Below are 25,510 nucleotides of genomic sequence, written 5' to 3'. Positions count from 1 at the left end.
AGACGCCCACGACCCCAGGAGGACCCACGGTGACCACCGCAGGCCCGTCGCCGCGCGCCCGCTCGACCCGGCAGCGTGCCGCCGTCTCGGCAGCCCTGGACGAGATCGCGGACTTCCGCAGCGCGCAGGAGCTCCACGACCTGCTCAAGCACCGCGGGGACTCCGTCGGTCTGACCACGGTCTACCGCACGCTCCAGTCGCTCGCGGACGCCGGTGAGGTGGACGTGCTGCGCACCGCCGACGGCGAGGCGGTCTACCGCCGGTGCAGCAGCGGTCACCACCACCACCTGGTCTGCCGGCACTGCGGCGCGACCGTCGAGGTGGAGGGCCCCGCAGTGGAGCGCTGGGCCAACTCGGTCGCCGCCGAGCACGGCTTCAGCGACATCGCGCACACCCTGGAGATCTTCGGGACCTGTGCGGAGTGCGCCAAGAAGGCCTGAGCCGCCGACACGAAGGAGAGGACCCGCCGGGCAGATCCCGGCGGGTCCTCTCCTTTTCGTCCGGCACGGCCCTGGGGACCGTACGCCCGTCAGCGCTGGGACGGCACCGGCGCGCCGACCTCGTTGGGGATCGCCCCGCCGAAGCGCCGGTCGCGCATCGCGTACTGCTCGCAGGCGCGCCACAGGTCACGGCGGTCGAAGTCCGGCCAGAGCACGTCCTGGAACACGAACTCGGCGTAAGCCGACTGCCAGAGAAGGAAGTTGGAGGTGCGCTGCTCGCCGCTGGGGCGCAGGAAGAGGTCCACGTCCGGCATGTCCGGGTGGTACATGTACTTGGCCAGGGTCTTCTCGTTGACCTTCTTCGGGTCGAGCTTCCCGGCCGCGACGTCCTGGGCGATCGCCTGCGCCGCATCGGCGAGTTCGGCCCGGCCGCCGTAGTTGACGCACATGTAGAGCGTGACGGCGTCGTTGTCCTTGGTCTGCTCCTCGGCGACCTGGAGCTCCTGGACGACGCTCTTCCACAGCTTGGGCATCCGGCCCGCCCACCGGATCCGCACGCCCATCGCGTCCATCTCGTCGCGGCGGCGGGCGATGACGTCCCGGTTGAAGTTCATCAGGAACTTCACCTCGTCGGGCGAGCGCTTCCAGTTCTCGGTGGAGAACGCGTACAGCGAGATGTTCTTGACACCGAGCTCGATGGCGCCCTTGAGGACGTCCAGCACCACGGACTCGCCGACCTTGTGGCCCTCGGTGCGGGGCAGCCCGCGCTCCTTGGCCCAGCGGCCGTTGCCGTCCATCACGATCGCGACGTGCTCGGGGACCAGCTCGCCGGGGATCTTCGGGGGCTGTGCGCCGCTGGGGTGCGGGGTCGGGGGGACGTACGTCCGCTGCTTGCCGCCGCCGAAGAGCCGTCGCGCTGCCATGTGCTCACTTCTCCACGTATCTCATCGAGCGGATGCCCCGCTCCAGGTGCCACTGCAGATAGGCCGCGACCAGGCCGCTGCCCTCCCGCCAGTACCGCGGCTCGCAGGCGTCGGCCGTCTGCCAGTCCCCTGACAGCAGCGCCCCGAGCAGTACCAGTGTCTCAGGGGAGGGTACGGCACATCCGGGCACTCGGCAGTCCCCGCAGAGCACCCCGCCCGCGGGGAGGGAGAAGAAACGGTTCGGCCCTTCCAGGCCGCATTTGGCGCAGTCGGTGAAGCTCGCGCCGTACCCGTTCACCGCGAGCGAGCGCAGCAGGAAGGCGTCCAGTACCAGGTGCGACTCGTGCAGCCCGGCCGCCAGCGTGCGCAGCCCACCGACCAGCAGCAGGTACTGCTGGACGGCCGGCTCGCCCTCGTTCTCGGCGAACCGCTCGGCGGTCTCCAGCATCGCGGTGCCGGCCGTGTAGCGGCCGTAGTCGGCGACGATCGGGCCGCCGTACGGCGCGATGGTCTCCACCTGGGTGCAGAGCGGCAATCCGCGGCCGATCAGCTCACTCCCCCGGCTGAAGAACTGCACGTCCACGTGCGAGAACGGCTCCAGGCGGGCACCGAACTTGGACTTGGTCTTCCGCACCCCGCGCGCCACCGCCCGCACCTTGCCGTACTTGCGGGTCAGCAGGGTGATGATCCGATCGGCCTCGCCGAGCTTCTGCGCCCGCAGCACGACGCCGTCGTCCCGGAAAAGACTCATGGGGACCATTCTCCCCCACCGCCCCCCGGCGCCGGACAGCCGTGTTGCCCGCACCGGCGGCCGTGGGGGAGGCCATGCGGTGCGGGTCACGGCGGGCCCGGGGTGGGGAGTCCAAGGCCCGTTGTGGGGGATTCGGAGATGGTCTGCGGGTTCCGGAGGTCCGGACGGCGCTCGGCGGGCGGTGGTGGTGGCCGGTGATCGTGAGCAGTGATCGTGAGCGGTGATCGTGAGCGGTGATCGTGAGCGGTGAGAGGTGGTCGGCGAGCAGCGCTGCGGGCGGGCCGGCGGGCGGGCGGTGCTACTTGTACGGGGTCCTGGTCGCCGCCTCCAGCAGCGCCCCGACCCGGGACTTCGGCAGGTCCAGGCAGCCCCCGACCGCGGCGAGCGCGTCGCGCTCCTGCGGCAGGTAGCGCCCGTCCGCCAGGGCGATCGCCGCGCCCTGCAGCAGCAGCCGCTCGCGGCCGTGGTGGGCCAGGTGCGGGGTGAGCGGTTCGAGCACCGCGTGCAGTTCGACGGCCAGTCCGCCGGACATCCCCCGGGCGTCGTGGAGTTCGCCGCCGAGCCCGGAGAGCGCGGCGAGCGCGGCCAGCACCTGGGCCTCGCCGCAGTCCTCGAACCCGGCCTCGCGGACCGCCGCGCAGGCCGCGTCGCGGGCCGCCCGGTGGGCGGTGCCGCCAGCCGCGAGCAGGGCCAGCGCGATGGTGTACTGGGCGTCCCGCAGCATCGCGCCGAGGCGCACGCTGGTGGGCTGCTCCAGACTCTCGACGCCGTACCGGCCGTGGCAGCCGGTGCACTGCACACTGCCGATCACCGGACCGAGCGGGACCACCGGGGTCCCCAGCAACCGCAGCCACCGCCGGCCGTGCTGCCGGCGGTAGTTGCGGTCCCCGCCACAGCCCGGGCAGAAGAAGTCACCGAGAACATCAGTCCGCCACCGCGGGCGAACACCCCACAACCTGGTCACGGCGCCACTCCCCAGACATGGCAGGCGGCCTGCTCGACAATGGGCAGGTCACGCGACCGGACACCGAGGCCGTCCCACCGACCCGGCTTTCCGGTGGATCGATGTTGCCACGGTTACCGGCACGTGTCAGTACCTCGAACGGCTTCCGATTCGAAAAAATGTGGCGCAGGACACAACCCCAGGCCGGCACGGCGAAGGGCCGCCCCGCGGGACGGCCCTTCGCACACCACCCGTTCGAATTAGCCGCGCTGCGAGCGGTTGACGGCGCTGATCATGGCCTTCAGCGAGGCCAGCACGGTGTTGCCGTCGATGCCCACGCCCCACAGCACCTTGCCGTCCACCGCGCACTCCACGTACGCGGCGGCCTGGGCGTCGCCGCCCTCGCTCAGCGCGTGCTCGGCGTAGTCCAGGACGCGCACGTCCACGCCGATCCGGGCCAGCGCGTCGGCGAAGGCCGAGACCGGGCCGTTGCCGGTACCGGTCAGGGTGGTCGGGACGCCGTCCACCAGGGCCTCGGCGGTCAGCGCGTCCCGGCCGTCCTCGGTGGTCAGGGTGCGCGAACCGCTCAGCGAGATCCGGCCCCACGGGTTGTCGGTGGTCGGCAGGTACTCGTCCTCGAAGACCCGCCAGATCTCGGCCGGGCTGACCTCGCCGCCCTCGGCGTCGGTCTTGGCCTGGATGATCCGGGAGAACTCGATCTGCATCCGGCGCGGCAGGTCCAGCTTGTGGTCGTTCTTCAGCACATACGCCACGCCGCCCTTGCCGGACTGGCTGTTGACCCGGATGACCGCCTCGTAGGTGCGGCCGACGTCCTTCGGGTCGATCGGCAGGTACGGCACGCCCCAGGTGTGCTCGTGCACCGGTACGCCCGCGGCCCTGGCGTCCGCCTCCAGGACGTCGAAGCCCTTCTTGATGGCGTCCTGGTGCGAGCCGGAGAAGGAGGTGTACACCAGGTCGCCGGCGTACGGGTGGCGCGGGTGCACCTCCATCTGGTTGCAGTACTCGGCGGTGCGGCGCACCTCGTCGATGTCGGAGAAGTCGATCTGCGGGTCGATGCCCTGCGAGAACAGGTTCATCCCCAGCGTCACCAGGTCGACGTTGCCGGTCCGCTCGCCCTGGCCGAACAGGCAGCCCTCGATGCGGTCGGCACCCGCCATGTAGGACAGCTCGGCGGAGGCGACGGCGGTGCCGCGGTCGTTGTGCGGGTGCACCGACAGGCAGACGAACTCACGGCGGGACAGGTGGCGCGACATCCACTCGAACTGGTCGGCCTGGACGTTCGGGGTGGCCCGCTCGACGGTGGCGGGCAGGTTCAGGATGATCTCACGGCCCTCGCCCGGCTGCCAGACGTCCATGACCGCCTCGCAGACCTCCAGCGCGAAGTCCAGCTCGGTGTCGACGAAGATCTCCGGCGAGTACTGGTAGCCGAAGACGGTGTCGTCGCCCAGCAGCTTCTCCGCGTACTCCATCACCAGCCGGGTGCCCTCGGTGGCGATCGCCCTGGTGGCCGCCCTGTCGTTGCGGAACACCACCCGGCGGAACAGCGGCGCGGTCGCGTTGTACAGGTGGACGGTCGCCCGCGGGGCTCCGACCAGCGACTCCACGGTCTTCTCGATCAGCTCCTCGCGGGCCTGGGTCAGCACCGAGATGGTGACGTCCTCGGGGATCGCCCCCTCCTCGATCAGCGAGCGCACGAAGGCGTGGTCGGTGGCCCCGGAGGAGGGGAAGCCGACCTCGATCTCCTTGTAGCCCATCTTCACCAGCAGGTCGAACATCATGCGCTTGCGGGCCGGCGACATCGGGTCGATCAGCGCCTGGTTGCCGTCCCGCAGATCGGTGGAGAGCCAGCGCGGCGCCTTGGTGATCACCTTCTCCGGCCAGCTGCGGTCCGCCAGGTCGACGGTGCCGAACGGCAGGTAGCGCCCGTGCCGCATGCCCGAGGGCCGCTGGCGCACCGAGGCGGCGGTGATCGGGGTGGGGCGGTCGACGAAGGGACGGCCGGCGGGAACGGACGCGGCGGAGTTCTGCTCGGTCATGGAGGTGACTCGGCTTCCTGTGATGCGTGGTGCGGGCGGGTCGGGAGGGGTCAACACCTGGTCGACACCGACTGGCCGGCCTCGGCTGCCGCTCGCGATACACCATTGGATCGCCGATCGCGCGCACAGCTCGTTCCCCGCGGCGAGGGTGCCGGCCCGGTGGACTACAGGCCCTCGACGCGGCAGCTAAGAAGAAGCAGCCCGTTGCGCATGATGGCCCCAGCGTAACCCAGCGCCGCGCGCCCCCGAAGTGATCCGGGCTTCCGTTCCACTCCTTGAGACATCGACCGGCCATGCCAAAGGTGGTGACAACCGGTCATCGAGGCCTCACCCTGGGCCACATGACTGCAGCAGTACCGATCTGCACGATCGTCCCGCCGTACGTCCTGGACCGCCTCGCCGAGGCCGGTCACGAACCCGCCGTCCACTCCCTGGCCCTCGACGCGGCGCACCGCGCGGCCCGACTCTCCCCGCCCCCGCCCGTCGCCGCCGCCCCCGGCCTCAACCGGGTCATCTACGACGCCGGACACGGCCAGCGGCTGCCCGGGCGCAGCGTGCGCACCGAGGGCCGCGGCGCGTCCTCCGACAGCTCCGTCAACCACGCCTACGACGGCCTCGGCGCCACCTTCGCGCTCTACGCCGACGTCTTCGGCCGGCACTCGATCGACGACCGGAACCTGCGGCTGGACGCCAGCGTCCACTACGGCCGCAACTACGACAACGCCTTCTGGAACGGCCACCAGATGGTGTTCGGCGACGGCGACAACGTGGTGTTCGGCGACTTCACCGCCTGCATCGACGTCATCGGCCACGAACTCACCCACGGCGTCACCCAGTTCACCGCCGGGCTGGACTACCAGGACCAGCCCGGCGCGCTCAACGAGTCGGTCTCCGACGTCTTCGGCTCGCTGGTCAAGCAGTACTCGCTGCACCAGAGCGCCGCCGACGCCGACTGGCTGATCGGCGCCGGGCTGCTCGCCCCGGGCGTGCAGGGCGTGGCGCTGCGCTCGATGAAGGCGCCCGGCACCGCCTACGACGACCCGCAGCTGGGCAAGGACCCGCAGCCCGCGCACATGCGGGACTACGTGAACACCTCCCAGGACAACGGCGGGGTGCACATCAACTCCGGCATCCCCAACCACGCGTTCTACCTGCTGGCCACCGCGCTCGGCGGCTCGGCCTGGGAGCGCGCGGGGCGGATCTGGTACGACGCGCTGACCGGGCGCACGCTGCCCGCCGACGCCGACTTCACCGCCTTCGCCCGGGCCACCGTGGCCGCCGCCAAGGCCCGCTACCCCGACGACCGGTCGGTCGTGGACACCGTCACGGCCTCCTGGGCACAGGTCGGGGTCAGCCCGGGGTGACCCTCCGGGGGCGCGGCCCGCGGGGCCCGCCCGGAGCCCCAGGAGCCCGTCCGGAGCCACCGGAGCGTGCCTGAAGGGTGGTTGAGACCGGGTTGAGGCGGGCTTAAGGTCACGGTCCGGGAAAAGCCCGGCAAAACCCCTCCCTGCGTAGCACCATGGACACCATGCGTATCCAGGTGACCCGGACCGGCGGTTTCGCGGGGCTCGTCCGCCAGGCGGAGATCGACACCGCCGACCGCACGGACGCCCCGCACGTGCACGCGCTCGCCCGCGAGGCCGTCGCGGGCGGGCTGCGCGCGCCCTCGTACGGGGTGCCGGACGGCTTCCACTACGAGATCACCGTCGACGGCCGGTCGGTGTACTGCGCCGACCCGAAGCTCACCGACTCGCAGCGCGAGCTGATCTCCCTGGTGCTGCGCGAGGGCGCGTAGCACCAGGGCCGGGGCACCGGGGCCGCGCAGCAGGGCCCGCCCGCAGAGCGCGGAGGACCCGGCGGCCCCGGAGGGTCAGAGCCAGCCGTCGAGCGCGGCCAGGAAGCCGGCCGGGTCGTCCCGGTGGACGGTGTGGCCCGCGCCGGGCACGGTGCGCACCTCGAAGCCCCGGGCGCGCAGCGCCCGGGCGCTGGACGCGTCCACCAGCAGGCTGCGGTCGGCCAGCACCGCCAGCGAGGGCACCGCCGGCCCGGTCGGCAGGTCCGAGCGCTGGTCGGCCAGGGCCCACGCCGAGTCCTCGTCCCAGGCGGCCGCGGCGGCGAGTTCGGCGTCCACGTCGTCCGGTTCCCAGCTCGGGCTGAGCGCGACGATCTGCTCCCGGGTGAGGTGCCTCAGCTCCGCCATCACCCGCGGGTCCATCCCGGTCTGGGCGAACCGCCAGGCCGGATCGACGTACACCGCGCGGGCCGGCTCCAGCCGTTCGACCGCGCCCGCCAGCGCGATGCCGCCCAGCGAGTGGCCGATCGCGAGCTCGACGCCGGTCGGCAGGTTCTCCACCAGGTCGTCGGAGTACGCCTCCAGGGGGTAGCGCTCCAGCGGGCTCCCGCCGGTGCCGCGCGGGCTGCGCCCGTGCCCGCGCAGGTCCACCGCGAGTACCCGGTAGCCCCGCTCGGCCAGCGCCGGACCGATCAGCCGCCAGGTGCGGTGGTCGGACATGATGCCGTGCACCAGCACGGCCAGCCGGTCCCCACGGCCCCACTCCCGGGTGTGCAACTTCATCGCGCTGTGCCCCTTCTGACGTCGCGTACGGCCGGACCACGGCGAGGGCCCGCCCGGACGCACAACGTCCGAACGGGCCCAAGGCCTCCCGGCGGCTCGAACCCGCCGGTCCGGAGCCCGGACTCAGAAGCCGAGCTTGCGCAGCTGCTTGGGGTCGCGCTGCCAGTCCTTGGCGACCTTGACGTGCAGGTCCAGGTAGACCGGCGTGCCGAGCAGCGCCTCGATGTGCTTGCGGGCGGTGGTGCCGACGTGCTTGAGCCGCGAGCCCTTGGCGCCGATCACGATCGCCTTCTGGCTCTGCCGCTCGATGTAGACGTTGGCGTGGATGTCCAGCAGCGGGCGGTCCGCCGGGCGGCCCTCGCGCGGCAGCATCTCCTCGACCACCACGGCCAGCGAGTGCGGCAGTTCGTCGCGCACGCCCTCCAGCGCGGCCTCGCGGATCAGCTCGGCGACCATGATCTGCTCGGGCTCGTCGGTGAGGTCGCCCTCCGGGTAGAGCTGGTCGCCCTCCGGCAGCAGCTTGGTGAGAAGGTCGGCGACCAGTTCCACCTGCTTGTCGCCCACGGCGGAGACCGGGATGATCTCGGCCCACTCGAAGCCCAACTCGATGCCGAGCTGGTGGATGGCGATCAGCTGCTCGGCCAGGCGCTTGGAGTCGACCAGGTCGGTCTTGGTGACGATGGCGACCTTCGGGGTCTTCTTGATCCCGGCGATCTCCTTGGCGATGAACTTGTCGCCCGGGCCGATCTTCTGGTCGGCGGGCAGGCAGAAGCCGATCACGTCGACCTCGGCCCAGGTGCTGCGGACCAGGTCGTTGAGGCGTTCGCCGAGCAGGGTGCGCGGCTTGTGCAGGCCGGGGGTGTCGACCAGGACGAGCTGGGCGTCCGGGCGGTGCACGATGCCGCGCACGGTGTGCCGGGTGGTCTGCGGGCGGTCGGAGGTGATCGCGACCTTCGTCCCCACCAGGGCGTTGGTCAGGGTCGACTTGCCCGCGTTGGGCCGGCCGACGAAGCACGCGAACCCGGAGCGGTACGAGGAGGAAGGGGCATTCATGGGCTCCATTCTCCCTGATCACCGGAGCCCCGCCGTCCGGGCCCACCCCCGGGGATGTTCGGGGGCGCGTTCAGCCCTTCTTCCCGCCCTTCCCGTCCTTGCCGTCGGTGGGGATCAGCGAGACCACGACCAGCACCAGCAGGAAGCCGAGCGAGCCGAAGAGCCAGAGCTCCGACTTGGTCTCCTGCCACTTGCCCAGCCCCATCACGAACAGCAGCAGCCCGGCGAAGAACGCCACCGCCCCCATGCCCCAGCCCCCTCAGCGCATCCACTCCCCCGGTGAGATTATCTGCTGGGGATGGGCCGGGACCATGCCCCTCGACACGGCCGCCGAAGGCCCGGGGCACGGGCCCCCGGCGGCCCCGCCCAGGCCTCCCACCGGGCCCCGCCGGGCCTCAGCGCGCCTCGGCGAACACCCGCAGCGCCCCGTCCGGCCCGGCCAGCAGCACCGGCGTCCCGGCCCCGCCCAGGTCCCGTACGGCCGCCAGGTCCGCCTCGGCCGGCTGCTCCGCCTCGCTCACCACGGCCGCCGCCTCCAGCGACCTGGCACCGCTGGCCACCGCCATCGCCACCGCCGCCTGGAGGGCGCTCAGCCGCAGCGACTCCAGCGCGACCGTCCCGGCCACGTAGGTGCGTCCGGTCTCGTCACGCACCGCGGCCCCCTCGGCGACGCCGTTGCGGGCGCGGGCCGAGCGGGCCAGGGTGATGATCTTCTTGTCTTCGGGGTCGAGCTCGACGATGTCACTCATGCCGCCGAGCATAGGCACCCGGCGCCGCTCAGTGGCCGACCGGGTGGGTCGGCCCCGGGTTCGGGTGCAGGACCTTGACGAAGGTCTTCGGCCCGGAGGGCAGCGGCTCCTCGCGCTCCTCGCGCCCGATGCGCTCGCGCCAGAACGGGTTGTCGTGCGGCAGGTGGCTGCTCACCCGGCCGTACATCCCGAAGGTCGTCAGGACGATCCCGAAGATGAACGCGAACAGCACGTTCGACATCCGGAAGTTGAGGATGTTCGCGTCCGGCCGCCCCAGCACCGTCAGGCCGTAGAAACCGGACAGGACGAACAGCACGCCCACCGCCATGTTGAGGTTGGACGCGAAGTTCCCGCCGATCACCGCCCCCACCAGCAGCACCGCGCCCGCCACGATGGACAGGATGGCCAGCGCCCCGTTGGTCGACAGCCCGGCGACCTGGTCGCCGTGGGTGGACAGGAAGCCGGGGTGGTCGGCCAGCCCCAGGCCCCCGAAGACGATCAGGAAGATCCCCCCCGCCCCCGCCCCGATCCGCCACACCATGGCGAGACGGCGGTCGACGGGCTTCAGCGAGTCTTGCAGCTTCATGGCGACCTCCAGGGCACGCCCTAACTGTAGGGATGGAGCTTCTCCATGTGCGGGGTCTCGTGCATGTAGAGCGAGCCGCACTGCTGGCAGCAGCGAAGCCCGGTGCCCCACTCCTCCTCGGGCCGCGTCTCGGCGTCGTCGGGTATGTCCCGGCCGCAGAGCGCCACCGACAGGTCCTCGTCCCGCACCACGTGCCAGGACTTGACTCCGCCGGCCGCCCCCTGCGGGCCGTACTCCGCGCGAAGTTTGTGCGTCATGCCCTCCATGGTCGCTCGGCGACCGCCCGCCCGCTACTCGCCCGCCGGGGCCCCGGCGTCCTCGGTGCGGCGGACGGGGGCGGCGACCATGGAGCCGATCCGGTTGCGGCGGCCGGCCGAGGACTCGGCGGTCAGCAGGATGCCGGTCAGGCCGCCCCCGACCGGCTCGGGCAGCGGGATCTCGCAGGACGAGCCGGGAATCGGCACCCGGCCCAGGTGCTTGGCCAGCAGGCCGCCGACGGTCTCGACGTCCTCGTCCTCCAGCTCGATGCCGAACAGCTCGCCCAGGTCCTCCACCAGCAGCCGGGCGGTGATCCGGTACGAGCCGTCGCCGAGGTCCTCCACCGGGGCGATCTCCCGGTCGTACTCGTCGGTGATCTCGCCGACGATCTCCTCCAGGACGTCCTCGATGGTGACCAGCCCGGCCGTGCCGCCGTACTCGTCGATCACGATCGCCACGTGCGAGCGGCGCTGCTGCATCTCGCGCAGCAGGTCGCCGGCCGGCTTGGAGTCGGGGACGAAGACGGCCGGGCGCATCACCGCGCCGACCTCCTCGGACTCCGCGTCCCGGTTGATGTGGGTGCGCCGCACCAGGTCCTTGAGGTAGACGATGCCGACCACGTCGTCCTCGTTGTCGCCGACCACCGGGATGCGCGAGAAGCCGGAGCGCAGCGCCAGGGTGAGCGCCTGCCGGACGGTCTTGTGCCGCTCGATCATCACCAGGTCGGTGCGCGGCACCATCACCTCGCGCACGATGGTGTCACCCAGCTCGAAGACCGAGTGCACCATCCGGCGCTCCTCGTCCTCGATCACGTCGTCCTTCCCGGCGAGGTCCACCAGGGCCCGCAGCTCCGCCTCCGAGGCGAACGGACCCTCCCGGTAGCCCTTGCCCGGGGTCAGCGCGTTGCCGAGCAGGATCAGCAGCCGCGGGATCGGGCCCAGCACCGCGGCCAGCGGCAGCAGCACGAAGGAGGCCGCGGTCGCGGTGGTGATCGGGTGCTGGCGCCCGATCGTGCGCGGCGAGACCCCCATCGCGACGAAGGACACCAGCACCATCACGCCGAACGCCAGCAGCACGGCCTGCCAGGTGGGCGTCACGTTGCGCACGCACACCACGGTGACCAGGACGGCCGCCGCCATCTCGCTGGCCACCCGGATCAGGGTGGCCAGGTTGAGGTAGCGGATCGGGTCGGAGGCGACGGTCAGCAGCCGCGCGGAGCCGCGCCGGCCGCTGCGCACCGCCTCCTCCGCCCGGAACCGGGAGACCCGGGAGATGCCCGCCTCGGCGCACGCGGCCAGCCAGCCGAGCACGACGAGCAGCACGGCACCGAGGATGAAGCTCGTACTCTCACCGCTCACAGGGGTTCGGGCTCCGCGCTCAGTGGGTGGTGGGGGCCGGGGAGATGCCGCCGAGGCCGCGGCCTGCCCGCCAGTCGTCCAGGATGCGCTTCTGGAGGGCGAACATCTCCTCCTCTTCCTCCGGCTCCTCGTGGTCGTAGCCGAGGACGTGCAGCACCCCGTGCACGGTGAGCAGTTGCAGCTCCTCGTCCATCGAGTGCTTGGAGGGGGCGGCCTGGCCCTGCTGCTCGGCGACCTCGGGGCAGAGCACGATGTCGCCGAGCAGGCCCTGCGGCAGCTCGTCGCCGTCCTTGCCGGGACGCAGCTCGTCCATCGGGAAGGACATCACGTCGGTGGGCCCGGGCAGGTCCATCCACTGGATGTGCAGCTCCTCCATCGCCGCACTGTCCACCAGGATCACGGACAGTTCTGACTGCGGGTGGATCCGCATCTTGTCCAGGGCGAAGCGGGCGACGTCGAGGATGGACTCCTCGTCGGCTTCCCAACCGGACTCGTTGGCGATGTCGATCGACATGACGGGCTGTGTGCTCAGCTTTCGGTGCGATGGGACTGTCGGGGAGCGCGGGGCGCGGTGGCCTTGCCGGGGCGCCGCTGGGCGGGCTTGCGGGGAGCCGGGGAGCCGTCCTCGGCCTCCTGCCGGGCGTCCCAGCGCTCGTAGGCGTCCACGATCCGGCCGACCAGCTTGTGGCGGACCACGTCGGTGCTGGTGAGGACGGAGAAGTGGATGTCGGGCACGTCGGCCAGGATCTCCTGGACGACCTTGAGTCCGCTGCGGGTGCCGCCCGGGAGGTCGATCTGGCTGGTGTCGCCGGTGACCACCACCCGGGAGTTGAACCCGAGGCGGGTGAGGAACATCTTCATCTGCTCGGGCGAGGTGTTCTGGGCCTCGTCGAGGATGATGAAGGCGTCGTTGAGGGTGCGGCCGCGCATGTACGCGAGCGGGGCGACCTCGATGGTGCCGGCCGCCATCAGGCGCGGGATGGAGTCCGGGTCCATCATGTCGTGCAGCGCGTCGTACAGCGGGCGCAGGTACGGGTCGATCTTCTCGTAGAGGGTGCCGGGCAGGAAGCCCAGCCGCTCCCCCGCCTCGACCGCCGGGCGGGTCAGGATGATCCGGTTGACCTCCTTGGCCTGGAGGGCCTGGACGGCCTTGGCCATCGCCAGGTAGGTCTTGCCGGTGCCGGCCGGGCCGAGGCCGAAGACGATCGTGTGCTTGTCGATCGCGTCGACGTAGCGCTGCTGGTTGAGGGTCTTCGGGCGGATCGTGCGGCCCCGGTTGGACAGGATGTTCGCGGTGAACACCTGGGAGGGCGCCGGGCTGTCCGGGTCCTGTTCCTGGCTGCGGAGCATGGCGATGGAGCGCTCCACGGAGTCCTCCGTCAGGGGCTGGCCGGTGCGCAGCACCAGCATCATCTCGTTGAAGAGCCGCTGCACGAGGGCGACCTCGGCCCGGGCTCCGGTGGCGGTCACCTCGTTGCCGCGGACGTGGATGTCGGCGGCGGGGAAGCCCTGCTCGATCACGCGCAGCAGCGAGTCCGCGGTGCCGAGCAGGGTGACCATCGGGTGCTTCTCGGGGATGACGATCCGGGCGCTGACGCGGCCGTCGTCGGCCGGTTCGGTGCGCGACTGTCCGTTGGTACGGGTCTGCGATGTGTCACTCATAGGTCGGCGCTGGGGCCTGCCTCATCCCATCCGTGGTCTCGGGTGCCGCTCGGTGTCTCCGGGGCACCAGGGTACGCCGCGAGCGTGATCGCCGTGGCGGGCGGCGGGGCCGCACCCGACGATGCTGCGGCAGATCGGAGGCCGATGCGAGCGTATTTTTCCCGCCGGCCGCGGCTCGGCGGTTCCCGGGCCGGTCACGACGGGCGGCGGGCCGGGACGGGCACCCGGTCGAGGTCGGCGGCCAGCACCAGTTCCCCGTCGAAGTGCTTGCGGGCGTCGGCCAGGTGCTGGCCGAGGTCCGGGTAGCGCTGCGAGAAGTGGGTCAGCACCAGGGTGCGCACCCCGGCCTCGGCGGCGACCTTGGCGGCCTGCCCGGCGGTGAGGTGGCCGTGCTCCTCCGCGAGGCGGGCGTCGGCGTCGGTGAAGGTCGCCTCGACGACCAGCAGGTCGGCGCCCTCGGCGAGGGTGTGCACGCCCTCGCACAGGCGGGTGTCCATCACGAAGGCGAACTTCTGGCCCGGCCGCGGCTCGCTGACCTCGCCCAGCGTGACGGTGCGGCCGTCCACCTCGATCGCGCCCTCGTGCTGGAGCCGGCCGACCGCCGGGCCGCGCACGCCGAGCGCGGCGAGCCGCTGCGGCACCAGCCGGCGGCCGTCCGGCTCGGACAGCCGGTAGCCGAAGGACTCCACCGGGTGGTCCAGCCGGACGGCGTCCAGCGCGAAGCGGGCGCCGGGCGCGGGCAGCGGCCCGGGCTCGTCGATCGGCCGGGGCCGCAGCACGGCCGTCTCGTGGTAGGCGGTGGAGTGCCGCAGCCGCTCGAAGTAGACCTCGCCGGAGGCCGGGAAGTAGACGTCGACGGGGTGCGGGACCCGGTCGAGGTTGATCCGCTGGATCACCCCGGCGAGGCCCAGGCAGTGGTCCCCGTGGAAGTGGGTGACGGCGATCCGGGTGATCTGGGTGGCCGTGACCCCGGCGTGCAGCATCTGGCGCTGGGTGCCCTCGCCGGGGTCGAACAGCAGGCCCTCGCCGTCCCAGCGCAGCAGGTAGCCGTTGTGGTTGCGGTGCCGGGTGGGCACCTGGCTGGCGGTGCCGAGGACGACGAGTTCGCGCTGGGACACCTGCGCTCAGACCATGCTCTCGGTCATCTTCGCCCCGCCGAGCACGTGGACGTGCGCGTGGAAGACGGTCTGCCCGGCGCCCGCACCGGTGTTGAAGATCAGCCGGTAGTCCTCGATGCCCTCGTCCCTGGCCACCGCGCCCGCCTCGGCGAGCAGTTCGCCGGCGATCTCCGGCTCGGCGGCGGCCAGCGCGGCCGCGTTCGGGTAGTGCGCGTGCGGGACCACCAGCACGTGCACGGGCGCCTTGGGAGCGATGTCGCGGAAGGCGAGGGTGCGCTCGGTCTTGCGCACCACGGTCGCCGGGATCTCGCCCGCCACGATCTTGCAGAACAGGCAGTCGGGCTGCGGCTCGCCGGCCATGGTTCCCTCCTCGGGATCGGTACGTCGGGTGGTGGGGCCGTACGGGCGCAGCCTAGCCGAGCGGGGCGACGGCCTGCTGGTACTCCTGGAGGTGCTTCCAGCGCACCGAGCGCATGCCGACGATGTCGCCCTCGTCCGTGTCGAAGTCCTCGGTGAGGAAGGAGACCGCGAGGATGACGAAACCGATCAGCCAGCGCCTGGTGAGCCGCCAGGTGTTGGGCCGCATCACGCCCTTGCGGCGCACCACCCGCATCGCCATGACCCCCTTGCCGACGCTGAAGCCGGTCAGCCGGGCGAGCACCACCTGGTTGAGGAAGGACGCGGCCAGGCCGACGGCCAGCAGCGCCACGAAGTAGGGCACCACCGGTCCGCTCTGCACGGCGTGGCCGGCCGCGTGCCCGGTCCTCGGGCGGCTCGCGGCGTTGGCGGCGACGAAGCCGAGGCCGATCGCGAACAGCCAGTCCAGCACGATCGCCAGGAACCGCCGGCCGCCGCCCGCCTCCTTGGGGCAGGGCGGCAGCGCCCGCCGCGGCTGCTCGCTCCGCGGGTAGGGGTCCGGGTACGGCTGCGGGTACGCCTGCGGGGCGTGTCCCTGCGGCGGGTACGGCTGCGCCGGCGGCTGCTGGTACGGCTGTGCCGGCGGGTACGGCTGCGGCGCGGCGTACCCCTGCGGCGGGTACGGCTGCGGCGGGTACGGCTGTGCCGGCGGCTGCTGGTAGGGCTGCGCCGGCGGATGGGGCTGCGGCTGCTGTGCGTAAGGATTCTGGCCGTACTGCGGCGGCGGGTAGCCCTGCGCCATGTGGTTCCCCCGTGAGCTGTGGATCAAGAAACAGCCCCGCATCCTACCCACGCCCCCGCACCCCGCACCCCGCAGCGGGAAGCCGGCCGGTACGGCCTCCCGCTCCGAGGACGGCGCCCCGCTACCGCCAGGGCAGCGGCGGCGCCGTACGGGCCGGGGTCTCGGCGAGCCGCTCCAGGGCGAGCCGGACGCCCTCGGCCAGCTGGGGGTCCTCGCCGGCCGCCCAGTGGTGCGGGGCGAACGGCACCTCGACGTCCGGGTCGACGCCGTGGTTCTCCAGGCCCCAGCCGTAGTTCTCCAGCCAGAGCGCGTACTTGGGCTGGGTGACCAGGGTGCCGTCGACCAGCCGGTAGCGGCTGTCGATGCCGATCACCCCGCCCCAGGTGCGGGTGCCGACCACCGGGCCGATCCCGAGCGCCTGGACGGCGGCGTTGACCACGTCGCCGTCCGAGCCGGTGAACTCGTCGGCGAGCGCGACCACCGGACCGCGCGGTGCGTCCGCCGGGTAGGGCACCGGGTGGTCGGTGTCCCGGATGACGTCCCAGCCGATGATCCGGCGGGCCAGCTTCTCGATCACCAGCTGCGAGGTGTGGCCGCCCCGGTTCCCCCGGACGTCGACGACCAGGCCCTCCCTGGCCATCTCGCTGCTCAGGTCGCGGTGCAGCTGGGCCCAGCCGGCCGTCTGCATGTCGGGCAGGTGCAGGTAGCCCAGCCGCCCGCCGGACAGCTCGCGCACCGCGGCCCGCCGACCGGCCACCCAGTCGTGGTAGCGCAGCGCCTCCTCGTCGGCGAGCGGGACGACCACCGGGTGGCGCCGGTCGGTGCCGTCCTTCCCGGCCACGGTCAGCTCGACCGGCTGGCCCGCCGTGCCGGCCAGCAGCGGGGACGGGCCGGTGACCGGGTCCACCGGGCGGCCGTTGACGGCCAGCACCGCGTCGCCCGGGCGGACCGCCGCGCCGGGCGCGGCCAGCGGCGAGCGGGCCCTGGGGTCGGAGGACTCCCCGGGCAGGATCCGGGCGATCCGCCACCGCTCGCCGTCCCGGACCAGGTCGGCGCCGAGCAGGCCCTGGCGCCGGGCGGGCTCGGTGTACCGGCCGTAGGGCATCACGTAGGCGTGCGAGGTGCCGAGTTCGCCGTGCACCTCCCAGAGCAGGTCGACCAGTTCGTCGTGCGAGCCGACCCGCTCGACCAGCGGCCGGTAACGCTCCAGCACCCCGTCCCAGTCGACGCCGGAGAGGTCGGGGCGCCAGAAGTTGTCCCGCATCAGCCGGCCGTTCTCGGCGTACATCTGCCGCCACTCGGCGGCCGGGTCGACGGTCACCCGCAGCCGGGCGAGGTCGACGGTGGTCTCCTCGTCGTCGCCGCCCTTGTGGTCGGCCGGGACGACCCGCAGCTCGCCCTCGTCCAGCACCGCCGCCCGGGTGCCGTCCGCGCTGACCGAGAAGCCGTCCAGGCCGTGCACCAGCTGCTCGACCCGGCGCTTCCTCAGGTCGAAGCGCTCCAGCACCGGGCGGGGCCGGTCGTCGTCCAACGAGGCGGCCTCGTCGCCGAGTTCGCCCATCAGCGGGGCCCTGGTCCAGAGCACGCCGTCCTTGGCGGCGGCCAGGTCCTCGAAACGGCCGCCCTCGACCGGGAAGGGGACGATCCGGTCGGCGATGCCGTCCAGGTCCACCCTGGTCACCGGTGCGGCGTCGGCCGCCGCCTCCTCGGCGTCCGCCTTCCGGGCCTTCGGCTCGTCCTCCTCCCCGCCGAGCGGGCGCCCGGCCCGCTGCGGCCCGAACGGGGAGGGCGTGTCGGCGGCCAGCGTGACCAGGTAGGGGCGGCAGCCGTTCGGGAAGGACAGGTCGAAGACGTGCGCGTCGTAGACCGGGTCGAAGTTGCGCACCGACAGGAAGGCCAGGTAGCGCCCGTCCGCGGTGAAGCAGGGCGAGGTGTCCACGAAGCGCGGCTGGGTGACCTCGCCGACCGTCCGGGTGGCCAGGTTGGCCAGCACGATCTGGCGCAGCGAGTGGGGGCCCATCCCGCGCACCGGGCGCGACCAGGCCAGCCAGGCCGAATCCGGGCTGAAGGCCGGCCCGCCGGCCTCGCCGTCGGCGCTGCGGTCCAGCTCGTGCACGGCGCCGTCGGCCAGCGAGACCAGCAGCACCCGGCCGTCGTGCACGCCGAGCGCGGCCTGCTTGCCGTCCGGCGAGACCACCAGCGAGTTGACCCGGCCGAGCTGCCCGGCGGCCAGCCGGCGGCGCTCGGCGCCGTGCAGGTCGGGGGCGAACTCCAGGGCGTCCTCGCCCTCGGCGTCGGACACCCACAGCACGCCCTGGGCGCCGTCCTCGCCCGGCACCACCCGGACCAGCCGCCCGCGCACGCCCGGGGTCTCGTCCAGCACCCGGGCCGGGCCCTCGCGGTGGGTCAGCCAGTGCACGCTGCCGCGCACCACCACGGCGCTGCCCCGGCCGGTGCGGTCGGGGGCGACGGAGTCCAGCCAGTGCGCGGCGGGCACCGGGCGGGGGCGGCGCCCGGCCCGCGGACCGGCGAGGCGGACGTCCAGCCGGCGCGGCTCGGCGCCGTCCAGGTCGTCCAGCAGCCAGAGGTCGCCGGCCCGGTGGAGGACCACCCGGGTGCCGTCGGTGGTGGCGCCGCGGGCGTAGAAGCCGTCCGGGTCGGCGGTGTGGCGGCGCAGGTCGGTGCCGTCCGGGCCGCTGGACCACAGCTCGCCGACGCCCTCGTGGTCGGAGAGGAAGGCGATCCGGCCGCCCCGCCCGCCCGGCCCGGCCACCCACAGCGGGGAGTCCAGCTGCCCGTCCAGCTCCGCGTGGACGCGGACGAACTCGTCCCGGCCCAGCCACAGCTTGCCGGCCCGCCCGCCCCGGTACCGCTTCCACCAGGCCGGGTCGCGACCGTTGACGCTGCTCAGCAGCACCCGGTCCCCGCCCGGCTCGAAGGCGAGCCCGCCGACCGGCCCGTACGGCAGCCGCTGCGGCTCGCCGCCGTCCAGCGGCACGGCGTGCGCCCAGGTGCGGCGGAAACTGGCCTCGCCTGCCGCGGTGGCGGCGATCGGGCGGCCGTCGGCGGTCCAGCCGAGCACCCGGGTCTGGTGGCTGCCCCAGTGGGTGAGCCGGCGCGACGGGCCGCCGTCCACCGGCACCACGTGCACCTCGGGCGCGCCGTCCCGGGTGGAGGTGAAGGCGAGGTGCCGCCCGTCCGGGGAGAACCTCGGGTGGTGGACCGGCAGGTGGTCCGCCGTCAGCCGCCAGGCCCGGCCGCCGTCCAGCGGGGCGAGCCAGAGGTCGTCCTCGGCGACGAAGGCGACCAGGTCGCCGTGCAGGTGGGGATGGCGCAGGTAGGCGCCCGCCGAGCTGTTCGAGGAGGTGCTCAGGGAGTCCGTCACCCGGCCAGCCTAAGCAGGTGCGCGTACGATCCGCGCCGTTTTTCCCAGACTTCCGGCGCCGCCCGCGGAGGGCTGTTACGCCCTCCCGGGAACCGCCCCGCAGGCCGCCCCGACCGCCTGCACGGCTGCCGTCACAGCTGCCGTCACAGCAGCCGTCACGACCAGCGGCCGGTGCGCCCGAGCAGCAGCGCGCCGGCGGCCACCCCGGCGGTCGAGGTGCGCAGCACCGAGGAGCCCAGCCGGTACGGCTTGGCGCCCGCCTCGGCGAAGGCGGCCAGCTCCTCCGGGGAGACCCCGCCCTCGGGGCCGACCACCAGCACGATGTCCCCGCCCTCCGGCAGCCCGGCGTGCGCCAGCGGCTCGGCGCCCTCCTCGTGCAGCACGGCGGCGAACGCGGCCTGCGCCAGCACCGGCGCCAGCTGCCGGGTGGTCATCGGCTCGCGGACCTCGGGGAAGCGCAGCCGGCGGGACTGCTTGCCCGCCTCCCGGGCGGTGGCCCGCCACTTGGCGAGCGCCTTGGCGCCGCGTTCGCCCTTCCACTGGGTGATGCAGCGCGAGGCGGACCACGGGATCACCACGTCCACGCCGACCTCGGTCATCGTCTCCACCGCCAGCTCGCCGCGGTCGCCCTTGGGCAGCGCCTGGACGACCACGATCCGCGGCGCGGGCTCCGGCTCCCGGCGCACGGCGGCGACCGTCACGTCGATCGCGTCCTTGCCGAGCACCTCGGCGACCGTGCCGTCCACCCCGAGTCCCAGCCCGTCGGCCAGGGTGACCGCCTCGCCCGGCTCCAGCCGCTTCACCGCGGCCGCGTGCCGCCCCTCCGGGCCGTCCAGGCGCACCAGGGCCCCGGGCACGGCGGCGGCGATCCGCTCGGTCTCGACGACGAAGACGGGCGCGGTCATGACGGGGGAACCTCCAGGAGTGGGACGGGAACACGGAAGGGGTGCCGGGATCCCCCGGCACCCCTCCGCGGACGACTACCGGCCGTTGAAGGCGTCCTTCAGGCGGGAGAACAGGCCCTGCTGGCCCGGCGCGAACTGGCCGGACGGCTGCTCCTCGCCGCGCAGCACCGCAAGGCGGCGCAGCAGCTCCTCCTGCTCGGCGTCGAGCTTGGTGGGCGTCTTCACCTCGACGTGCACTATCAGGTCGCCCCGGCCGCCGCCGCGCAGGTGGGTGATGCCCCGGCCGTGCAGCGGGATCGACTGGCCGGACTGGGTGCCGGGCCGGATGTCGACGTCCTCCAGGCCGTCCAGGGTCTGCAGCGGCACCCGGGTGCCGAGCGAGGCCGCCGTCATCGGGATGGTGACGGTGCAGTGCAGGTCGTCCCCGCGCCGCTGGAAGATGGCGTGGGTGGTCTCGGCGATCTCGACGTACAGGTCGCCGGCCGGGCCGCCGCCGGGGCCGACCTCGCCCTCGCCGGCCAGCTGGATCCGGGTGCCGTTGTCGACCCCGGCCGGGATCTTGACCGTCAGGGTGCGGCGGGCGCGCACGCGGCCGTCGCCGGCGCACTCCGGGCACGGGGTCGGCACGACGGTGCCGAAGCCCTGGCACTGCGGGCAGGGGCGGGAGGTCATGACCTGGCCCAGGAAGGACCGGGTGACCTGGGAGACCTCGCCCTTGCCGCGGCACATGTCACAGGTCTGCGCCGAGGTGCCGGGGGCCGCGCCCTCGCCGCTGCAGGTGGTGCAGGTGACGGCGGTGTCGACCTGGAGTTCCTTGGTGGTGCCGAACGCGGCCTCCTCCAGGGTGATCTCCAGCCGGATCATGGCGTCCTGGCCGCGGCGGGTGCGCGAGCGCGGGCCGCGCTGGCCGGCCGCGGCGCCGAAGAAGGCGTCCATGATGTCGGAGAAACCGAAGCCCGCCGCGCCGGCGCCGAAGCCGCCGGCACCGCCGCCGCCCGGGGACAGCGGGTCCCCGCCGAGGTCGTAGACCTGACGCTTCTGCGGGTCGGAGAGCACCTCGTAGGCGGCGTTGATCTCCTTGAACCGCTCCTGCGTCTTCGGGTCCGGGTTGACGTCCGGGTGCAGTTCGCGTGCCAGGCGCCGGAACGCCTTCTTGATCTCGTCCTGCCCCGCATCCCGCCGGACGCCGAGTACCGCGTAGTAGTCCGTGGCCACCAAATGCTCCGCTTGTTCCGCCTGTAGTAGTGCTGCGACTGGACGCCACCGTTAAAGATTTTAACGGCGGCCCTTGCTAGGACTCGGCCAGGATCTGGCCCACGTACCGTGCCACCGCTCGCACCGCCCCCATTGTGCCGGGGTAGTCCATCCGGGTCGGACCGATCACACCCAGTTTCGCCACGCTCTCGTCGCCCGAACCGTAGCCGACCGAAACGATCGAGGTGGAATTCAGCCCTTCATAGGCGTTCTCCCGCCCGATCCGGACCGTCATCGCGGCGTCCGCGGTCTCACCCAGGAGGCGGAGCAGGATGACCTGCTCCTCCAGGGCCTCCAGCACCGGCTGGATGGTGAGCGGGAAGTCGTGCCCGAAGCGGGTCAGGTTGGCCGTGCCGGCCAGCATGATCCGCTCCTCGTTCTGCTCGGCGAGCGTCTCGAACAGGGTCGCCAGGACCGTGCTGACCGTCGGCCGGTCGGCCTGCTCGAACAGCGCCGGCAGCTCCTCCAGCAGCCCCGGGACCTCCGGGAGGCGCCGACCGGCGGCTCTCGCGTTGATCCGGGCCCGAAGGTCCGCCAGCACCGTCTCGCCGACCGAGCCCGGGCAGTCGACCATCCGCTGCTCGACCCGGCCGGTGTTGGTGATCAGTACCAGCATCACCTTGGCCGGGGCCAGCGCCACCAGCTCGATGTGCCGGACGGTGGAGCGCGTCAGCGAGGGGTACTGCACCACCGCGACCTGCCGGGTCAGCTGGGCGAGCAGCCGCACGGTACGGGCGACCACGTCGTCCAGGTCGACCGCGCCGTCCAGGAAGTGCCGGATGGCCCGGCGCTCGGGGGCGCTCATCGGCTTGATCTCGGCGAGCTTGTCGACGAAGAGGCGGTACCCCTTGTCGGTCGGGATGCGGCCGGCACTGGTGTGCGGCTGGTGGATGTAGCCCTCCTCCTCCAGCGCCGCCATGTCGTTGCGGACGGTCGCCGGCGAGACCCCGAGGTTGTGCCGTTCCACCAGGGCCTTGGAGCCGACCGGCTCCTCGGTGCCCACGTAGTCCTGCACGATCGCGCGGAGTACGGCGAGCTTGCGTTCGTCCAGCTGGCGGACCTCACCGGCCATGGGGCACGCACCTCCGTCTTCGCACGTTGTCCGACTGTGTCCCTCGCTGCTGCGGGCCTCCCCGGGAGGCCCCCGGTCTTGGCACTCTGAACGTACGAGTGCCAGAACCGTACCTGCCAGTGTAAGGCCCGGGTCCTACGGCAGGAACGGCCCGAGGAGCGTGATCCTCCCCGCAGTTCCGGACACGGCCCGCGGGGCCCCGGCGGTTCGATCCTCCCGGCACCGGGGTGGTGCCGGGAGGCCGTCCGGGTGGCAGCATCGAAAGCGACGGCGAACGGAGGAGCAAGCGATGTCGAGCTCGGGCCAGCACACCCGTTTCGCGCCCGACCGCGGCCTGACCGGCCGCATGGTCGCGACGATGTTCGTGATCGGGTTGCTGTACGTCGGTTTCACCGGCCTGCTGATCGCGCTGCTGCGCGGCGCCTGGCCACTGATCGTCCTGATCTCCGGCGGGCTGTTCGTGGCCCAGTTCTGGTTCAGCGACAAGATCACCGAACGGGCGATGGGCGCCCGCCAGGTGTCCCCGGAACAGTTCCCCCAACTCCACGGCACCGTCGACCGGCTCTGCGCCCTGGCCGACATGCCCAAACCGCGGGTGGCGGTCGCCGACAACGACATGCCGAACGCCTTCGCCACCGGCCGCAACCCGCAGAACGCGGTGATCTGCGTGACCACCGGGCTGCTGCGCCGGCTGGAACCGGAGGAGCTGGAGGGAGTCCTCGCGCACGAGCTGTCGCACGTCGCCCACCGGGACGTCGCGGTGATGACGATCGCCGGGTTCCTCGGCGTCCTCGCCGGGGCGATGACCCGGATCGCCGTGTACGGCGGGTTCATGGGCGGCGGTCGCAACAACAACGACCAGAACGCCGCCATTCTGGCGCTGATCATCCCGCTGGTGTCGATCGTCGTCTACGCGATCAGCTTCCTGCTCACCCGGCTGCTCTCCCGCTACCGCGAACTGGCCGCCGACCGGGCCGCCGCCCAGCTCACCGGCCGGCCCAGCGCCCTGGCCTCGGCGCTCACCAAGGTGACCGGGCAGATCGCGGCCATCCCCAGCAAGGACCTGCGCCAGGCGCAGCCGTACAACGCCTTCTACTTCGCCCCCGCGCTGAGCGCCCGGGAGGCCGCCTCGCAGCTGTTCTCCACCCACCCCAGCCTGGAGAAGCGGCTGGAGCAGCTGGCGAGGATCTCCGAGCAGCTCGGCCGCTGAACCCGCCGAGCCCCTGACGCGAAAGGACCGCCGTGGGAATCCTGGACACCCTGTTCGGCCGCACCAAGCCCGTCAAGCCCGACCTCGACCAGCTGTTCGGCGTGCCGTCCGCCGCGCTCACCCTGGAGGCCGGGGCCGGGTTCACCCCCACCGGGCTCGGCTCGGTCTGCTTCGCGGCCGTCGAGGGCGCGGCCTTCGTCCAGGTCGAGCAGCAGGTCCGGGCCCTGCTGGACGCCGACACCGAGCGCGGCGGCGTCCCGGTGGAGGCCTCCAAGGACGACTACGGCTACTCCTGGCTGCTCGCCCGGCACCGGCCCGAGGAGCTGCCCGAGCTGGTCAACGACCTGCACGCGGTCAACAGCGAGCTGGAGGCGAACGGCTTCGGGCCGCAGCTGCTCTGCTCGCTGGTCGCCTTCCGCGATCCGCAGGGGCGGTCGCTGGCCCTGGTCTACCTCTACAAACGCGGGACGTTCTACCCCTTCGCCCCGATGCCCGGCGGCGGGGAGAAGCGCAACAGCCCACTGGAACTGCAGGTCAACGCGATGCTGGGGAACGACCTGCGGCTGGAGAAGGACCTGAGCCGCTGGTTCCCGGTCTGGGGCGCGCCGGGCCTCTGACACACCGTCCGCCGTCCCTATGATCACCCGTATGCGCAGCCGCCAGTACGGACCCGACCTGACCCCGCCGTGGAAGAAGCAGCAGCCCGCCCCGGAGGTGCCCGCCGAGCGGGACCTGGTGGTCGAGGAGGCGGCGACCGGCTTCTGCGGGGCGGTGGTGCGCTGCGAGAAGACCGCCGAGGGGTTCACCGTCACCCTGGAGGACCGGTTCGGCAAGCACCGGGTGTTCCCGCTGGTGCCGCGCGGCTTCCTGCTGGAGGGCCGGGTCGTCACCCTGGTCCGCCCGGCGGGCCCGGCTCCCGCCCGGACGCCGGGCCGCACCGCCTCCGGCTCCGTCGCCGTCCCGGGCGCCCGCGCCCGGGTCGCCCGCGAGTCCCGGATCTACGTCGAGGGCCGGCACGACGCCGAGCTGGTCGAGCGGGTCTGGGGTGACGACCTGCGGATCGAGGGCGTCGTCGTCGAGTACCTGCGCGGCATCGACGACCTGCCCGCGATCGTCGCCGACTTCGCCCCCGGCCCCGGCCGCCGCCTCGGCGTCCTGGTCGACCACCTGCTGCCGGGGACGAAGGAGCACCGCATCGCCGCCCGGGTCACCGGCGACTCGGTGCTGGTCGTCGGCCACCCCTACATCGACATCTGGCAGGCCGTGAAGCCCTCCAGCGTGGGCATCCCCGGCTGGCCCGCCGTCCCGCGGGGCGAGGACTGGAAGGAGGGCACCTGCCGCCGCCTCGGCTGGCCGGTGGACACCCCGGCGGCCTGGAAGCACATCCTGTCGAAGGTGAACAGCTACAGGGACCTGGAGCCCGAACTGCTGGGCCGGGTGGAGGAACTGATCGACTTCACGGCCCTGCCGGAGTGAGGCCGGTCAGACGTATTTCTGAAAGTCCGTGGTGTCCAGATTGATTTCAAGCAGCTCGATGGGGACGGGCTCGCCGAACTTACTGGTCCGCTCGGACATGTACCTCGGGAGACCGGAGCCGGGCTCCTGACCCAACTCGGTCAGCAGCACACACACTCCCTTGATCGGGTCGACGATCAGATACGCGGGGACAGTGCCCTCGGCATAGAGCTCCCGCTTGGTCCGGTAGTCGCGGTCGACACTGGTCTTCGACACCACCTCGACCACCAGGGAGACCGCCGGCGACGGCAGTAGCCGTCCGTGCTCCTCGACCGCCCCGCGTTCGAAGACGACCAGGTCGGGCTGAGGTTCGCTGGCCTGGCCGGGGATCCCCAGGTCCTGCGTGGTGAGAGGGCGCCACCGACCGTACGGAAGCTGGTGCTGAATCGCCAGGACGATGAGGTTGCGGACCATGTCAGGCCCGGCCATCATCACGATTTCCCCCCTGATGAGCTCGGCCTTGACGCCTTCCGGCACCTCCAGGTTCTCGAAGATCCCGGTCATCCGGTCATCGATGGCGGTCATGGCGCTCTCCCT

At 72.6% G+C, this 25,510-nt stretch carries 27 protein-coding genes; 6 read left to right on the top strand and 21 right to left on the bottom strand.

What is annotated here, in order from left to right:
* Window positions 1-29: 29 nt before the first annotated feature.
* Complete coding sequence (locus ACWGJO_RS14295) at window positions 30-440, top strand: Fur family transcriptional regulator (RefSeq protein WP_189918013.1); 411 nt, start codon at window positions 30-32, stop codon at window positions 438-440.
* An 89-nt stretch (window positions 441-529) separates the two neighbouring features.
* On the opposite strand, the gene ACWGJO_RS14290 is transcribed toward ACWGJO_RS14295, so the two are convergent.
* The 4 genes from ACWGJO_RS14290 to leuA form a co-directional block, all read right to left on the bottom strand.
* Window positions 530-1,363 carry an isoprenyl transferase gene (locus ACWGJO_RS14290; protein WP_359902997.1) on the bottom strand — a complete coding sequence of 278 codons (834 nt, stop codon included), beginning with the start codon at window positions 1,361-1,363 and terminating at the stop codon, window positions 530-532.
* A 4-nt stretch (window positions 1,364-1,367) separates the two neighbouring features.
* Window positions 1,368-2,114 carry a DNA repair protein RecO gene (gene recO / locus ACWGJO_RS14285; RefSeq protein WP_359903000.1) on the bottom strand — a complete coding sequence of 249 codons (747 nt, stop codon included), beginning with the start codon at window positions 2,112-2,114 and terminating at the stop codon, window positions 1,368-1,370.
* A gap of 298 nt (window positions 2,115-2,412) precedes the next feature.
* Window positions 2,413-2,958 carry a TerB family tellurite resistance protein gene (locus tag ACWGJO_RS14280; protein WP_452183675.1) on the bottom strand — a complete coding sequence of 182 codons (546 nt, stop codon included), beginning with the start codon at window positions 2,956-2,958 and terminating at the stop codon, window positions 2,413-2,415.
* A 359-nt stretch (window positions 2,959-3,317) separates the two neighbouring features.
* Window positions 3,318-5,114 carry a 2-isopropylmalate synthase gene (leuA, locus tag ACWGJO_RS14275; RefSeq protein WP_359903005.1) on the bottom strand — a complete coding sequence of 599 codons (1,797 nt, stop codon included), beginning with the start codon at window positions 5,112-5,114 and terminating at the stop codon, window positions 3,318-3,320.
* 341 nt (window positions 5,115-5,455) lie between these two features.
* Between leuA and ACWGJO_RS14270 the strand changes: the two genes are divergently transcribed.
* Both ACWGJO_RS14270 and ACWGJO_RS14265 read left to right on the top strand, forming a co-directional pair.
* Complete coding sequence (locus tag ACWGJO_RS14270; RefSeq protein ID WP_387693765.1) at window positions 5,456-6,478, top strand: M4 family metallopeptidase; 1,023 nt, start codon at window positions 5,456-5,458, stop codon at window positions 6,476-6,478.
* Between the two features lie 164 nt (window positions 6,479-6,642).
* Window positions 6,643-6,909 carry a protealysin inhibitor emfourin gene (locus ACWGJO_RS14265; RefSeq protein WP_359903011.1) on the top strand — a complete coding sequence of 89 codons (267 nt, stop codon included), beginning with the start codon at window positions 6,643-6,645 and terminating at the stop codon, window positions 6,907-6,909.
* Between the two features lie 75 nt (window positions 6,910-6,984).
* On the opposite strand, the gene ACWGJO_RS14260 is transcribed toward ACWGJO_RS14265, so the two are convergent.
* From ACWGJO_RS14260 to hrcA, 16 genes are all read right to left on the bottom strand, one after another.
* A complete protein-coding gene (locus ACWGJO_RS14260; RefSeq protein WP_452183673.1) occupies window positions 6,985-7,689 on the bottom strand; it encodes an alpha/beta fold hydrolase in 705 nt (234 codons plus the stop codon).
* A 123-nt stretch (window positions 7,690-7,812) separates the two neighbouring features.
* Window positions 7,813-8,742, bottom strand: a complete 930-nt coding sequence (gene era, locus ACWGJO_RS14255) for a GTPase Era (RefSeq protein WP_387693763.1) — start codon at window positions 8,740-8,742, stop codon at window positions 7,813-7,815.
* 70 nt (window positions 8,743-8,812) lie between these two features.
* The gene (locus ACWGJO_RS14250; protein ID WP_452183671.1) at window positions 8,813-8,989 is read right to left on the bottom strand and encodes a hypothetical protein; all 177 of its coding nucleotides are present in this window, start codon (window positions 8,987-8,989) and stop codon (window positions 8,813-8,815) included.
* 148 nt (window positions 8,990-9,137) lie between these two features.
* Complete coding sequence (locus tag ACWGJO_RS14245; RefSeq protein ID WP_452183669.1) at window positions 9,138-9,491, bottom strand: cytidine deaminase; 354 nt, start codon at window positions 9,489-9,491, stop codon at window positions 9,138-9,140.
* Between the two features lie 28 nt (window positions 9,492-9,519).
* On the bottom strand, window positions 9,520-10,077 hold the full coding sequence (locus tag ACWGJO_RS14240) for a DUF4383 domain-containing protein (protein WP_452183668.1): 558 nt from the start codon (window positions 10,075-10,077) through the stop codon (window positions 9,520-9,522).
* Window positions 10,078-10,097: 20 nt separating this feature from the next.
* Window positions 10,098-10,334 carry a hypothetical protein gene (locus ACWGJO_RS14235; RefSeq protein ID WP_452183666.1) on the bottom strand — a complete coding sequence of 79 codons (237 nt, stop codon included), beginning with the start codon at window positions 10,332-10,334 and terminating at the stop codon, window positions 10,098-10,100.
* A 33-nt stretch (window positions 10,335-10,367) separates the two neighbouring features.
* Window positions 10,368-11,693, bottom strand: coding sequence for a hemolysin family protein (locus ACWGJO_RS14230; protein ID WP_452183664.1), 1,326 nt, complete (start codon window positions 11,691-11,693; stop codon window positions 10,368-10,370).
* A gap of 19 nt (window positions 11,694-11,712) precedes the next feature.
* Window positions 11,713-12,207, bottom strand: coding sequence for an rRNA maturation RNase YbeY (gene ybeY, locus ACWGJO_RS14225; protein WP_452183662.1), 495 nt, complete (start codon window positions 12,205-12,207; stop codon window positions 11,713-11,715).
* Window positions 12,208-12,221: 14 nt separating this feature from the next.
* Window positions 12,222-13,355: a PhoH family protein gene (locus tag ACWGJO_RS14220; RefSeq protein ID WP_380348012.1), complete on the bottom strand. Its 1,134-nt coding sequence runs from the start codon at window positions 13,353-13,355 to the stop codon at window positions 12,222-12,224.
* Between the two features lie 194 nt (window positions 13,356-13,549).
* The gene (locus ACWGJO_RS14215) at window positions 13,550-14,473 is read right to left on the bottom strand and encodes a ribonuclease Z (RefSeq protein WP_359903035.1); all 924 of its coding nucleotides are present in this window, start codon (window positions 14,471-14,473) and stop codon (window positions 13,550-13,552) included.
* Window positions 14,474-14,479: 6 nt separating this feature from the next.
* Window positions 14,480-14,833, bottom strand: coding sequence for a histidine triad nucleotide-binding protein (locus tag ACWGJO_RS14210; protein ID WP_359903038.1), 354 nt, complete (start codon window positions 14,831-14,833; stop codon window positions 14,480-14,482).
* A 52-nt stretch (window positions 14,834-14,885) separates the two neighbouring features.
* Window positions 14,886-15,632, bottom strand: a complete 747-nt coding sequence (locus tag ACWGJO_RS14205) for an RDD family protein (protein WP_452183659.1) — start codon at window positions 15,630-15,632, stop codon at window positions 14,886-14,888.
* Between the two features lie 121 nt (window positions 15,633-15,753).
* The gene (locus ACWGJO_RS14200; protein ID WP_452183657.1) at window positions 15,754-19,017 is read right to left on the bottom strand and encodes a S41 family peptidase; all 3,264 of its coding nucleotides are present in this window, start codon (window positions 19,015-19,017) and stop codon (window positions 15,754-15,756) included.
* Between the two features lie 155 nt (window positions 19,018-19,172).
* Window positions 19,173-19,922, bottom strand: coding sequence for a 16S rRNA (uracil(1498)-N(3))-methyltransferase (locus ACWGJO_RS14195; protein WP_452183655.1), 750 nt, complete (start codon window positions 19,920-19,922; stop codon window positions 19,173-19,175).
* Between the two features lie 75 nt (window positions 19,923-19,997).
* The gene (dnaJ, locus tag ACWGJO_RS14190; RefSeq protein ID WP_387693757.1) at window positions 19,998-21,137 is read right to left on the bottom strand and encodes a molecular chaperone DnaJ; all 1,140 of its coding nucleotides are present in this window, start codon (window positions 21,135-21,137) and stop codon (window positions 19,998-20,000) included.
* Window positions 21,138-21,213: 76 nt separating this feature from the next.
* Window positions 21,214-22,248: a heat-inducible transcriptional repressor HrcA gene (hrcA, locus tag ACWGJO_RS14185; RefSeq protein WP_359903053.1), complete on the bottom strand. Its 1,035-nt coding sequence runs from the start codon at window positions 22,246-22,248 to the stop codon at window positions 21,214-21,216.
* Between the two features lie 289 nt (window positions 22,249-22,537).
* Here hrcA and htpX point away from each other — a divergent pair, with 289 nt between their 5' ends.
* The 3 genes from htpX to ACWGJO_RS14170 are packed head-to-tail and all read left to right on the top strand — an operon-like array spanning window position 22,538 to window position 24,934.
* The gene (gene htpX, locus ACWGJO_RS14180) at window positions 22,538-23,458 is read left to right on the top strand and encodes a zinc metalloprotease HtpX (protein ID WP_452183653.1); all 921 of its coding nucleotides are present in this window, start codon (window positions 22,538-22,540) and stop codon (window positions 23,456-23,458) included.
* Window positions 23,459-23,490: 32 nt separating this feature from the next.
* Window positions 23,491-24,075, top strand: a complete 585-nt coding sequence (gene pspAB, locus ACWGJO_RS14175) for a PspA-associated protein PspAB (RefSeq protein WP_387693755.1) — start codon at window positions 23,491-23,493, stop codon at window positions 24,073-24,075.
* A 31-nt stretch (window positions 24,076-24,106) separates the two neighbouring features.
* Window positions 24,107-24,934 carry a DUF3097 domain-containing protein gene (locus ACWGJO_RS14170; RefSeq protein ID WP_452183651.1) on the top strand — a complete coding sequence of 276 codons (828 nt, stop codon included), beginning with the start codon at window positions 24,107-24,109 and terminating at the stop codon, window positions 24,932-24,934.
* A gap of 6 nt (window positions 24,935-24,940) precedes the next feature.
* Here ACWGJO_RS14170 and ACWGJO_RS14165 read toward each other — a convergent pair whose 3' ends face one another.
* Complete coding sequence (locus ACWGJO_RS14165; RefSeq protein ID WP_452183649.1) at window positions 24,941-25,498, bottom strand: Uma2 family endonuclease; 558 nt, start codon at window positions 25,496-25,498, stop codon at window positions 24,941-24,943.
* Window positions 25,499-25,510 lie beyond the last annotated feature (12 nt).

It is taken from the genome of Kitasatospora sp. NPDC054795 (genome assembly GCF_053611565.1).
Note: the sequence above shows the minus strand (reverse complement) of the source record. Positions and strands in the feature narration are given on the sequence as shown.